Here is a 12,688-nt window from a genome sequence, read left to right as displayed (position 1 = left end):
GGCTCAGCGGTTGGATTTGATCTTGCTCCAGGAACGGGTCATGACCCGCATGATTTTCGGGCTCGGTGTGCTTGATACATAGAGCTTGTCGAGCACCTCTTGCGGCGGGTAGATCTCGGGATTGTTGACCAGCGCCGGATCCATGTGCGCCTTGGCCGCGAGGTTGGCGTTGGCATAACCGACGGTGGTGCTGACTTTGGCGATTACTTCAGGGTCGAGCAGGTAATTGATGAAGGCCAGGGCCTGTTCAGGGTTGCTGGCGTCCTTGGGAATGGCCAGCAGGTCGAACCACAGATTGCTGCCTTCCTTGGGAATGCTGTAGGCGATTTTTACGTCGTTTTTCGCTTCAACAGCGCGATTAGCCGCCTGGAACACGTCGCCCGAGTAACCGAACGCGATGCAGACATCGCCATTGGCCAGGTCGGAAACGTACTTGGAGGAGTGGAAGTAGGTAATGTACGGCCGTATTTCCACCAGCTTGGCTTCGGCCTTCTTGTAATCGGCTTCGTTTTCGCTGCGCGGGTTCATGCCCAGGTAGTTGAGCATGGCCGGGAACAGTTCATCCGGCGAGTCCATGAAGGCTACGCCGCATTTTTGCAGTTTCTTCAGGTTTTCTGGCTCGAACAGCACTGCCCACGAATCGATCTTGTCGATGCCCAGCGCCGCCTTGACCTTGTCGACGTTGTAGCCGATGCCGTTGGTGCCCCACAGGTACGGCACTGCATATTTATTGCCGGGGTCGTTCTGCTCCAGCTGTTTGAGCAGCTTGGGGTCGAGGTTGCTGAAGTTCGGCAGCTTGCTGCGGTCCAGCGGCAGGAAGGCGCCGGCCTTGGCCTGGCGGGCCAGGAAGTGGTTGGACGGCACCACCACGTCGTAGCCAGTGCGCCCGGCGAGCAACTTGCCCTCCAGGGTTTCGTTAGAGTCGAACACGTCATAGATCACTTTGATGCCGCTGCTGGCCTGGAAGTCGGCCAGGGTGGTTTCACCTATATAGTCGGTCCAGTTGTACACGCTGACGCTCGGCTGGGCCTGAGCGGCGGCGCCGAACATAAGGGCGAATGCTGCGGGGATCACAGACTGCAAATGACGCATGTCGACACCTCTCTGGTTTTATTCTGGGTCGTGATGTTGCATAAGGCGGGGCGCTCGGCACCCCGCAGATGATCAGACACTCATCATCAGGAACTCGCGCTCCCACGAACTGATCACCCGTTTGAAGTTCTCGTGTTCGGCGCGCTTCACCGCGACATAACCCTGGACGAACTGCTTGCCCAGGTAGTCCTGGATGATTTCGCATTCCTCCATGTGCTGCAGCGCGTCTTCGATGGTGATCGGCAGGCGCAGGCTGCGTCGCTCATAGGCGCGGCCTTGCACTGCAGCGCTCGGCTCGATCTTGCCGACCATGCCCAGGTAGCCGCAGAGCAAACTCGCAGCAATGGCCAGGTAAGGGTTGGCATCGGCGCCCGGCAGCCGGTTCTCGACGCGCATGGCCTCGGGGCTTGAGGTCGGTACGCGCAGGCCGGCGGTGCGGTTTTCTTCACCCCACTCGACGTTGACCGGGGCCGATGTGTCCGGCAGGAAGCGGCGGAACGAGTTGACGTTCGGCGCGAACATCGGCAACACCTTGGGGATGAACTTCTGCAGGCCACCGATGTGGTGCAGGAACAGCTCGCTCATGCTGCCGTCGTCATTGGCGAAGATCGGCTTGCCGGTGGCGATGTCGACCACGCTCTGGTGCAGGTGCATGGCGCTGCCGGGCTCATCGGTGATCGGCTTGGCCATGAACGTTGCGGCGACGTTGTGCTTGAGCGCGGCCTCACGCATGGTCCGTTTGAATACGGTGATCTGGTCAGCCAGGTCCAGCGCGTCGCCGTGGCGGAAGTTGATCTCCATCTGCGCCGGGCCGTCTTCGTGGATCAGCGTGTCGAGGTCCAGGCACTGAATCTCGCACCAGTCGTAGACGTCCTCGAACAGCGGGTCGAATTCGTTGGCGGCGTCGATCGAGAACGACTGGCGACCGCTTTCAGCGCGCCCGGAGCGGCCCATCGGCACTTGCAGGGGCAAGTCCGGGTCTTCACAGCGCTTGGTCAGGTAGAACTCCATCTCCGGCGCGACGATTGGCTGCCAGCCCTTGTCGGCGTAGAGCTTGAGGACTTTCTTGAGAACGTTGCGCGGCGACAGCTCGATCGGGTTGCCTTGCTTGTCGAAGGTGTCGTGGATGACGATGGCGGTGGGTTCGATGGCCCACGGGATCTGGTACACCGCCGACGGGTCGGGGCGGCAGATCATGTCAATGTCGGCCGGGTCGAGCAGGTCATAGTAGATATCGTCGTCGACATAGTCGCCGGTGACGGTCTGCAGCAGCACGCTTTCAGGCAGGCGCATGCCGCGCTCATGGAGGAACTTGGCCGTGGGTGCAATCTTGCCGCGGGCGATGCCGGTCAGGTCACTGATCACGCATTCGACTTCGGTGATGCGGTGTTCTTTCAGCCAGTTGGAAAGCTGATCGAAGGGGGCGTTCATACAGACCTCTTGGTTGGGTTTTGATCGCGCCACGCTAAGGGATCTTCCCACTCGCTGCGCTGGAGGCTATCTTGGGCGCAGCCCGCAGGGTTGATCTATCCACTTCTTTCGCCAGCAAATGCACCAAAAGAGTGCGTATAGGATGCCGCGTGACCAGCGCCAACGGCTTGCAAGTTCAGGCTTTCCAGACCAGTGACGTCAGTGAACAGGTGCGCACAACGCCCGGCTGGCAGCAGCAATATCGGCAAATGTCGCCGGGGTTGTTCAATGGCCAACTGCGCAGCCTGGAGCTTGAGGGCGTCGAGGTGTACGAAGAACGCCTGAACACCCGCGTTGAGCAGTTTTTCAGCGCGCCCAGTGGCTCGTTGACGTTCTGCTTTGATCGCAGCGAGAACAGCCTCTACCTGCTCAATGAAGACAGCCGCAATATCTGGATCACGCCCGAGAACTATCAGGAAGTGGCGGTGGTGTTCAGCCGCGACTTTCTCCAGCGCCATGGGCTGGATGTCGCCCGCCTGGAAGGCTTGTTCATGACCCCGCTGGACTCGGTGCAGAACAACCTGTTCGGCAGCTGGCTTAGCGCGACCCTGACCCGGCTGGGCGAGGCTGACAGCCCATTGCAGGGCAGGGCGTTGGGCGAACAGCTGCTCGAGGATTGCCTGTTCATTCTCGACAATGCCAGCCAACGCCTGCAGGGCGATGCCCATGGCCGGCGCGGCGAGGCACGCGCCGTCATGCGCCGGGTCAGCGACTGGGCCGCCGATTGCCCCGACGAAACGCTCAACCTCGTCGAGCTGGCCGAAGTCGCCGGGGTGTCCGTGCGCCAGTTGCAGCAAATCTTCAAGGCCTTTACCGACATGCCCCCGGCGCACTGGTTGCGCCTGCGTCGCTTGAACGGCGCCCGCCGTGACTTGTTGCGTGGCGCTGGGGCGACCGTGGCCGAGGTGGCCATGCAATGGTCGTTCTGGCACCTGGGGCGCTTCTCGGAAAGTTACCGGCAACTGTTTGGCGAGCTGCCCAGCGAGACGCTGAAGCGGGCCAGGTAGCCCGGTACAGTTCTGCAGATCAGAGCCATTGCTGGTATCGTGCGCGGCAGTAATGTACCGAGGTCCTGATGTTTTATCTGCCCCTGACCAGCGAACAGGCCGACGGCCTGGCCAGTCAACACGCCAGCGAGTTCTTTGTGCAGGCCAGCCTGCTGGAAAGTGCTGCGGTGCTGTTTATCCAGAATGTGCCGCGCCAGCAGGGTGCGCCTTCGGTCGAAGCGCAGCAGCGGCGCTTTGCCGAGATCGTGCGGATTGCCGATGAGGTTGAAGCGGCGGCGCCGTCGCGCTTCCAGCAGCAGGTCGCCAGCCGTTTTGACGCAGAAGTGTTCGCCATGGGCCTGGGCATGCTGGGCGAGAACGGCATCGGCCTGCTGGCGGCCGAGCAGCCGGTCGATGTTGCCGACCTGCGCGACAGCGAAGGTGGCTGGAGCTTTACCTTTGCCGATGCCTATCGCGAGCAGGTAACGCCGTTGCGACCAGTCAGCTTGCCGTCGTTGCCGAGCAATCTGCGCCTGAGTGACCAGCAGAACCGCTTGCTGCGCGAGTTTCTCTCGGGGGTTGACGAGTCGGTGGCCGTGCAGGGGTTTGCCGGCACCGGCAAGACCTTCCTCATCAACCAGTTCGCCCGTTTGCTCGACCCGCAGCGGACCTTGTTGCTGGCCATGACCGAAGGCCAGCTACGCGCCCTGCAGGCGCGGATCAAGGACGCCTCGGCGTTCACCGCGCGGACCTTTGGCCAGTTGGCCGACGAAATTCTTGACCGCGACCTGACCAGCAACGGCTGGCGCCTGCGCGACGTGTACCGCAGCAAACTCTCGTGGCGCCCGCAGGAGGCGCAAGTCGTACAGTGGCTGGCGGTGCCGGACATCGGCCCGTTGGCGGCGCGCGAAGTGGTCGCCCTGTGCATCAAGGCGGTACGCAGCTTCTGCCGCAGCGCAGACACCGCCATCGAACTGCATCACTTGCCGTGGATGGGTCACGGCTTTTCGCCGTTGGATCAGGAGGTGCTGCTGGAAAAGGCGCGCCTGTACTGGCAACAGCTGATCCGTCCCTCGGCGCGCGAGATTCAGCTGCCGGTGCGCGATTATCACCGGGTCAAGCTGCTGTCGCTGACGCTGGAAGTGATCGACAGCCAGTTCAGCCATGTCATCGTCGATGAAGCCCACGAGCTGTCGGCGCCCATGCTCGCCGTGCTCGACCGCAGCCCGCAGGCAATCATTACCCTGGGCGACGATCTGCAGAACCTCAACGGCCTCAGCGCGCACCACGGCAAGTTTATCCGCCAGCGCTGCATCGATCACTCGCTGCGTGCCGGGCCAGCCATGGAGGGCGTGCTGAACCCGCTGATCCTGGCCCACCCGGCCGCAGTGCAGGCGGCCTTTACCGGCAGCGCCGAGCACTACACCCGGGTCAGTTTTTTCGACACGGTAACGGTGCCCGAGCAACCTACGGCGCTGCTGGTGGATGACGAATGGGGTCTGTTCGGCTGGTTCCAGCGCCTGACCCATCAAGGCGTGCCGTTTGTCTTGCTCAAGGGGGCGCGCAAGGAGTTCGAGCTGTTTGTCGAAGACTGCATCGAGCTCTACCGCTATGGTACGCGGCCGCGTCACAACATGCTGTTCCGCTATGCCAGCTGGCAGGCGCTGGAACAGGACAAGGGCGACGACAAGGCCTTTGCTGCTGTGGCCAACCTGCTGCGCAGGGGCTACACGCCGGAAGATTTCGCCAAGGCCAAGAGCCGTTATCGCTGGGACAAGGCGCCCAAGCTGTTCCTGGCCAGGGTGCGCGACGTGAAGAACATGGAGTTCGCCCGGGTCATGGTCTCGCCAGAGCTGATGGTCGCGCCTGCCGCCGCCGGTAACCGCAATGAGCGAGCGCGCATGCTCGCGGGGCTGTACACCGCCTGTTCGCGGGCCAGGCATGAGCTGATTGTGCCGGGTGGCATGCTCGACTGGGTGCAGGACCAGGTGCGCGACAACTAGCTGGCAAAAAAAGAGGCAAGCCGCACAAGCGACTTGCCCCTTTTACTTACGCTGCTGTCAGTTGCGATCCAGCCACACCGTCTGCACGTTGCAGAACTCGCGCACACCGAAGTGCGACAGCTCACGGCCAAAGCCGCTCTTCTTCACGCCGCCGAACGCTACTCGTGGGTCAGAGGCGCAGTAGCCGTTGATGAACACCGCACCGGTATCCAGCGCCGAGGTCATCCGCTCAGCCAGCTCGAGGTTGGCGGTGTAGATGGTCGATGCCAGACCAAACTCGCTGTCGTTGGCCAGATCCACGGCGTGCTCGGCGTCACGGGCGCTGATGATCGCTGCCACCGGGCCAAACAACTCCTGCTTGAACGCGGTCATTTGCGGGGTAACGCCGGCAAATACGGTCGGCTCGTAGAAGTTGCCGACGCCCTCAGCCTTCTTGCCACCCAGCAGCAGCACCGCGCCTTCAGCCAAGGTTGCTTGCACCTGGCCGTCAAGCTCGTCGCGCAGGTCATAGCGGGCCATCGGGCCGATGTAGGTGTCAGCCTCAAGCGGGTTGCCGACCTTGAGCTGACGCGTGGCTTCGACGAACTTCGCGGTAAACGCTTCGGCGATGCTTTCTTCGACGATCAGGCGCTTGGCTGCTGCACAGACCTGGCCGGTGTTCTGATAGCGGCCGATCACCGCTGCCTTGACCGCTGCATCGAGGTCGGCGTCCGCCAGTACGATGAACGGATCGGAACCGCCCAGTTCCAGTACGCATTTCTTCAGCGCAGCACCGGCTTGAGCACCAATCGCCATGCCGGCGCGGACACTGCCGGTCAGGGTCACGGCGGCAATGCGCGGGTCATTGATCGCCCGGGTCACGCCGTCCGGGGTGACGTTGAGCACTTCGAAGATGCCTGCTGGCAGGCCAGCCTGCTTGATCACGTCGAGCAGCAGATAGGCGCTGCCCATGACGTTCGGGGCATGCTTGAGCACATAGGTATTGCCCGCCAGCAGTGCCGGGACCGCGCCGCGCAGCACTTGCCAGAGCGGGAAGTTCCACGGCATCACGGCCAGAATCGGCCCCAACGGGCGGTATTCGATGCGCGCGGTGGCGATTTGCGTAGGCTCGGCAGCCAGCATCGCCGGGCCGTGCTCGGCGTACCATTGGCACAGGCCAACGCACTTGGTCACTTCGCCACGTGCCTGGCTGATCGGCTTGCCGATTTCGCGGCTGATCATCACTGCCAGCGCTTCGTGATTGGCCTGCAGAGCATCGGCCAGGGCGTTCAGATACTCGCTGCGCTGCCCCAGTGACACCTGGCGCCATTGGTTGAAGCCAACCTTGGCACGTTGCAGCGCCGCTTCCTGTGCGGCGTCGGTGTCGAACGGATAGTGGCCGATCTGCTCACCGCTGAACGGGTCGACAGAAATGGCGTGGGTCAGGCTGCTGATCTCGCTCATGGCGGAGCTCCTCGTTGTTGTAAGTTGACGAAGCTCAGACTAGTGGCGTGCAACCGTATTGAAAACTGAATAATAATGAGCGCAACGTTCACGTTTGGAGAATGACTGTGGATCTGGTGCAACTGGAAATTTTCAAGGCAGTGGCAGAGCACGGCAGCATCAGCGCCGCTGCCCAGCAGATTCACCGCGTGCCGTCGAACCTCACCACGCGGATCAAACAGCTTGAGGAAGACCTCGGTGTCGAACTGTTCATCCGCGAGAAAAGCCGCCTGCGCCTGTCACCGGCGGGCTGGAACTTTCTCGAGTACACCCGGCGCATTCTCGACCTGGTCCACGAAGCGCGCCTGACCGTGGCCGGCGAAGATCCGCAGGGCACGTTCGCCCTGGGTTCGCTGGAAAGCACCGCCGCCGTGCGCATTCCGGCCTTGCTGGCCAGCTACAACCAGCGCTTCCCGAAAGTGGATCTGGACCTGTCGACCGGGCCCTCCGGGACCATGCTCGAAGGCGTGCTGTCCGGCCGCCTGGTCGCAGCCTTCGTCGATGGCCCGGTACTGCACCCAACGCTGGAAGGCATGGCCGTGTTCGATGAAGAGATGGTAGTGATTGCGCCACTCAACCATGCCGCAATCAGCCGCGCCCGCGATGTCAACGGCGAGAGCATCTACGCCTTTCGCGCCAACTGCTCGTACCGCCATCATTTCGAGAACTGGTTTGTCCAGGATCAGGCCGTGCCCGGCAAAATCCATGAGATGGAGTCCTATCACGGCATGCTTGCGTGCGTCAGTGCTGGTGCCGGCCTGGCGTTGATGCCGCGCAGCATGCTCGACAGCATGCCGGGGCTGAGCACGGTCAGCGTTTGGCCGTTGTCGGAAGACTTTCGGTACTTGCAGACCTGGCTGGTGTGGCGGCGCGGTACTGTGTCGCGCAGCTTGAGTATGTTTATCAAGCTGCTGGAGGAGCGGCGGGCGCTGGCAAGCGCTGCCTAGTGTTTATCCCGACTGGGCACATCACCCGGCCGGTCGATATCCAGCAACACCCCAGGATCGCCCAATTCAATATTGCGCACCGCCTGCGGATTGCCCAGCAGCACGCTGCGGGCGCCTTCATCGCCGGTCAGGGTGCACAACTGCGGCCACCAGGCGCGACCGAACAGCACCGGGTGGCCGGGCTTGCCTTGATACGTCGGGCGGATGATCAGGCGACTGTCCGCTCTGGCCAGCAGCGCGGCGAGGGTGGCGGGCTGGATGAACGGCATGTCACCCAGCATCACCAGCAAGCCCTGAGCAGTGGACGCGTTGCTGATCTGCCCGACGCTGGTAGCGATGCTGTGGCCAAGGCCAAGCCGGCTGCTGCTCGATTGCAGGATGCGCACGTTATCAGCCACGCCGACCGGGGCAGGGTCGTCGTCACGCAGCGCCAGCCAGACTTCGCTCAACTGCGCGCAAGGCAGTTGCAGGCTGGCCTGCAGCAGGGTCTGGCCGCTGCTCAGCAGGTGCTGGCGTTTGTCACTGCCAAAACGGCGGCTGTGGCCGGCGGCGAGTACCAGTGCGGCTACGGTGCATGGCATCCAGTGGTGTTCCTTGGCATATCAACGGTGGGCTGGCCGCTAGACTACCTCAACCCCGGCTTGCTGGCGCAGGCACGGCCGCACGCCATCACCCGGCAGGCTCGGGTATGATGCCAACCCCTATCGTTGCCAGAGGCCCGCCACCATGACCTTGAACGCTGAACAGATCGGCGAATACCGTGCATTTGCCGAGCAGTTGGCACAGGCCGCTGCGGCTGCGATCCAGCCGTATTTTCGCGCCAACCTGGCGGTCGAGGACAAGGGCGGGCGCCTGTACGACCCGGTAACTGTGGCCGACAAGGCCGCAGAAGACGCCATGCGCTCGCTGATCCAGCAACGCTACCCAAGCCACGGCATCCTTGGTGAAGAGCAGGGCGTGGCGGTTGGTAGCAGCCCGCTGACCTGGGTGCTTGATCCGATCGATGGCACCCGCGCCTTCATCACCGGGCTGCCGCTGTGGGGCACGTTGATCGCGCTCAACGACGGCACCAAGCCGGTGGTCGGGGTGATGAACCAGCCGTTTACCGGCGAGCGTTTCATCGGTACCCCAGAGGGAGCCTGGCTCGGCAGCACACCGCTGAAGACCCGTGCCTGCAGCGATTTGGCCTCTGCCACCCTGATGTGCACCACGCCGGACATGTTCGATACCGAGGCGCGCAAGGCCGCCTTTGAAGCCGTTGCCGGCCAGGCGCGGCTGATGCGCTATGGCGGCGACTGCTACGCCTATTGCATGCTCGCCAGTGGCTTTGTCGACGTGATCGTCGAGGCCAGCCTGCAGCCGTATGACGTGCAGGCGTTGATGCCGATCATCGAAGGGGCGGGCGGGGTGATCACCGCCTGGGATGGCAGCTCGGCGCAGAACGGCGGCTGTGTGGTGGCCTGCGGTGACCCTGCGTTGCATGCGCAAATGATCGAGTTGTTGCGTCACGCCATGTGACCGGCTGAGCCCTGCAATACCGTTGCGCAGGCCTGACTGGCCTGCGCAACTGCACTTTTTCGCCATTTCACGCTCTATGTCTGGTCAGGCAGAGCCGATCCCCGGCCCCGTCGTTGATCAAGACCCCGGTGCCGATGCTTGTCCCCGTATTGCGAACCTGCCCCCGCCTGCTGCTGGCCGGCGCCCTGAGCCTGCTGTGCGCGTGCACCGAGCAACAGGGCCGCGATATCGTCAGCCAGTTCAGTGACGGTAAACCCAGCGAGCTGTTCCAGACCAGTGTCGACCGCATGGCCACCCTGGCGATGCGCGACAACCTGCAAAGCCTCTACCTGCTGATGAACAAGCTGTACGCCCGCAATCCCAACCAGTGGAAGCAGTCCGGCTACCTTGACGCCGCTACCGCCGAGCGGCAGATTCGCCTGGCCATCGAGCAACGCCAGCCGCTGCCGCAGCTCGGTCAGCGGCGCGATCTGGCAGCCCTCAGCTACGCCCTGAGCCCGGAGTTCCGCGGCGATCGGGTCGGCGCCTTCATCTATGCCATCGGCAGTATGCTGATCACCGCCCACGGCGGACGCAGCGAGTTCTACATGACCGATGCGATCGACCCGCTGTTCGTCAACAACGCTGCGCGCAACATCGAGAAAGCCACCTGGATGCTCAGCCAGCGTCAGGACGCCAATGGCGTGCTGTTGCTGTTCTCCAACGAGATTTCCGAAGAAGGCAGCAACCTCAGCTTCGCGGTCGAGTTCGGCAAGATCGTCGCCCGGCTCGACCTGTTGGCGCAGATGCTCGACGAACGCTACCGGCGGATTGGCTTGAACTACGCGCAAAGCTTGTTGCTGATGAACTTCCTGCCAGTGCAATAGACCGCGCTAGAGCAGTGCCTTGATCGCCTGGCGATAGCGCGGGCCGGCCAGGCTCATGCTGTTATTATGGCTGGCACCAGGCACCAGGCACCAGCAGCAGGGTCTTGGGCTGCTGCGCGGCCTCGTACAATTGCTGGCTGAAGCGTGGCGGCACGTAGCGGTCGTCCTGGCCGTGCACCAGCAGTACCGGCATGCCGACCTGGTCGATCTTGTCGATCGAATCGAATTTTTGCGACAGCAGCCAGCGCACTGGCAGGGCGGTATCGGCTACCACAGCCGCAACATCGCCGAGCGAAGTGAAGGTCGATTCCAGGATCAAGCCGCGCGCAGCGCTCTGGCTGCCGTCTTTTTGCGCTTGGCGGCTCAGCTCGGCCGCAAGTTCCACGGCCACCGCGCCGCCGAGCGAGTGTCCGAAGATCAGCCGTTTGTTGCGGTCCGGTTGCAGCTGGGCAAAGCGCTCCCAGGCCACCTGCGCATCTTCATAGACGGTCGCCTCGGACGGCAGGTCGCCGCGGCTCTGGCCGAAGCCGCGGTAGTCCACGGCCAGGACCGAGTAACCCATGGCATGCAGTTGCTCGATGCGAAACAGCTGGCCGGTGAGGTTCCAGCGCACGCCGTGCAGGTAGAGGATGGCCGGTGCGTCGGCGCGCTGGGCTGGCCACCACCAGGCATGCAGGCTCTGGTTGGCGGTGAAGGTGCGCGGGCGCAGGTCGAGTTCCTGCACACCTGCGGGCAAGCCACGGAACCAGCTGGCCTGGCCGGGCTCGATGCGAAACACCAACTCGCGCTCCTTGTGTTGCAGCACGCTGCAGCCGGCCGGCAGGCCGATCATGAGCACGGCCATGCACAGCCAGCTGAGCCAGCGACGTTTGAGGTGAAGCAAAAGAGAAGAGGGCATGCAGGCGTTTTTAGCAGAAGCGCCGATTGCGGTGTGAGGAAAGTAACCGAGCGGTGTAGTCGGATGATTGCAAGCTGTGTCAGTAAAAAGGGCTATCAACCCTAGGCGAAGACTGATCTAGAGCCTGCGCCCATCGCCTGCGTTCGATAATCGGCCAATTGCTGGCCGCACGAGTGCGGTGTTCGCCCGGGCGTTACTGAGGTCTCATTGCCTGGCAGCGGTTGCATTGCGTAGTGTGTAGTCAAGCCACCGGTTGTCACTTCCCTGCTATACGCGGCGACCGGCCCGATAGACTGAGCGTGTACGACCGCAACCACTCACCGTTGAGGCAGTAGGAAGCGGCGACGATAACAATAATGAGCCGAGTGCCTTGCCTATGGAAAACCGCCTGTTGAGCGAGCGTAGCAGTGTGTTTCACCACGCTGATCCGTATGCCGTCTCCGATTACGTCAACCGGCATGTAGGCCAGCACTGCATCGGCCTGTCGCGCACCACCCATCCGCAAGCCAGCCTCAGCCACCGCAAACTGGCCGAGCTGGACCTGTGCCGCATCAGTTATGGCGGCAGCGTGCGGGTTACTTCGCCAGCGCTTGAAACGATCTACCACCTGCAGGTGTTGCTGCACGGCAATTGCCTGTGGCGCGGGCCACAGCGCGAGCATCACCTGGTGCCGGGCGAGTTGCTGTTGATCAACCCGGATGATCCGGTCGACCTGACCTACTCGCAAGACTGCGAAAAATTCATCCTCAAGGTGCCGACCCGGCTGCTCGAATCGATCTGCGACGAGCAGCGTTGGCAGCGGCCCAGCGGTGGCGTGCGGTTTTTGCGCAATCATTACCGGCTGGATGAGCTGGACGGCTTCGTCAACCTGCTGGGCATGGTCTGCCATGAGGCGGAGGTCAGTGACTCGTTGCCGCGGGTGCAGGGCCACTACAGCCAGATCGTCGCCAGCAAGCTGCTGACCTTGATGAGCACCAATGTTCAGCGGGAGAACCTCGGCGCGCCGGGCGCCAGCCTGGAGCGCATCCTTGATTACATCGAGCGCAACCTCAAGCTTGAGCTGCCGGCGGAGGCGTTGGCCGAGCAGGCCTGCATGAGCCTGCGCTCGTTGTATGCGCTGTTCGATCGGCATCTGGGCACCACGCCCAAGCAGTATGTACGCCAGCGCAAGCTGCAGCGCCTGCACGAGTGTCTGGCCGACCCGAGCTGCTCGGTGCGCAGCGTGACCGAGCTGGCGATGGATTACGGCTTCATGCACTTGGGCCGCTTTGCCGAGAGCTACCGCCAGCAATTCGCCGAATTGCCTTCGGAAACCTTCAAACGCCGCCCCTGAACCTGCGCTGGCGCCGCCCTGGCGCCACACCCTCAGCCTCCTGCAACAAGCCTGCAGAAAACGGATAGTACTCTGCACAATCCGGATATTGCC

Annotated in this window: 10 protein-coding genes and 1 pseudogene; 6 read left to right on the top strand and 5 right to left on the bottom strand. The window is 62.8% G+C overall.

Annotated features, from left to right (window positions below):
• Positions 1–3: 3 nt before the first annotated feature.
• Together FW789_RS06930 and FW789_RS06925 are read right to left on the bottom strand one after the other, a co-directional pair.
• Complete coding sequence (locus FW789_RS06930) at positions 4–1,092, bottom strand: polyamine ABC transporter substrate-binding protein (protein WP_150569215.1); 1,089 nt, start codon at positions 1,090–1,092, stop codon at positions 4–6.
• Positions 1,093–1,164: 72 nt separating this feature from the next.
• A complete protein-coding gene (locus FW789_RS06925; RefSeq protein WP_103437372.1) occupies positions 1,165–2,523 on the bottom strand; it encodes a glutamine synthetase family protein in 1,359 nt (452 codons plus the stop codon).
• 149 nt (positions 2,524–2,672) lie between these two features.
• On the opposite strand from FW789_RS06925, the gene FW789_RS06920 reads away from it, so the two are divergent.
• Positions 2,673–3,569 carry a helix-turn-helix domain-containing protein gene (locus tag FW789_RS06920; protein ID WP_186697995.1) on the top strand — a complete coding sequence of 299 codons (897 nt, stop codon included), beginning with the start codon at positions 2,673–2,675 and terminating at the stop codon, positions 3,567–3,569.
• A gap of 68 nt (positions 3,570–3,637) precedes the next feature.
• Positions 3,638–5,551, top strand: coding sequence for an AAA family ATPase (locus FW789_RS06915; RefSeq protein WP_411563097.1), 1,914 nt, complete (start codon positions 3,638–3,640; stop codon positions 5,549–5,551).
• A gap of 57 nt (positions 5,552–5,608) precedes the next feature.
• Here the strand turns inward: FW789_RS06915 and FW789_RS06910 are convergent, their stop codons facing one another.
• Entirely contained in the window at positions 5,609–6,994 is a 1,386-nt protein-coding gene (locus tag FW789_RS06910; protein WP_446431207.1) for an aldehyde dehydrogenase family protein, read from the bottom strand.
• Between the two features lie 107 nt (positions 6,995–7,101).
• Between FW789_RS06910 and ptrR the strand changes: the two genes are divergently transcribed.
• Positions 7,102–7,980, top strand: coding sequence for a putrescine utilization regulator PtrR (gene ptrR, locus FW789_RS06905; protein ID WP_103438779.1), 879 nt, complete (start codon positions 7,102–7,104; stop codon positions 7,978–7,980).
• Here the strand turns inward: ptrR and FW789_RS06900 are convergent.
• A complete protein-coding gene (locus FW789_RS06900) occupies positions 7,977–8,561 on the bottom strand; it encodes a nucleotidyltransferase family protein (RefSeq protein WP_411563098.1) in 585 nt (194 codons plus the stop codon). The genes ptrR and FW789_RS06900 overlap by 4 nt on opposite strands.
• A gap of 145 nt (positions 8,562–8,706) precedes the next feature.
• Here FW789_RS06900 and hisN point away from each other — a divergent pair, with 145 nt between their 5' ends.
• Positions 8,707–9,498, top strand: coding sequence for a histidinol-phosphatase (hisN, locus tag FW789_RS06895; RefSeq protein WP_103437367.1), 792 nt, complete (start codon positions 8,707–8,709; stop codon positions 9,496–9,498).
• Positions 9,499–9,632: 134 nt separating this feature from the next.
• Entirely contained in the window at positions 9,633–10,364 is a 732-nt protein-coding gene (locus FW789_RS06890; protein WP_103438778.1) for a hypothetical protein, read from the top strand.
• A 6-nt stretch (positions 10,365–10,370) separates the two neighbouring features.
• Here FW789_RS06890 and FW789_RS06885 read toward each other — a convergent pair.
• Positions 10,371–11,262, bottom strand: a pseudogene (locus FW789_RS06885) (alpha/beta hydrolase).
• A gap of 376 nt (positions 11,263–11,638) precedes the next feature.
• On the opposite strand from FW789_RS06885, the gene FW789_RS06880 reads away from it, so the two are divergent.
• A complete protein-coding gene (locus FW789_RS06880) occupies positions 11,639–12,595 on the top strand; it encodes an AraC family transcriptional regulator (protein ID WP_446431243.1) in 957 nt (318 codons plus the stop codon).
• Positions 12,596–12,688 lie beyond the last annotated feature (93 nt).

The sequence above is a fragment of the Pseudomonas sp. 1121_17 genome (assembly GCF_052850745.1).
Note: the sequence above shows the minus strand (reverse complement) of the source record. Positions and strands in the feature narration are given on the sequence as shown.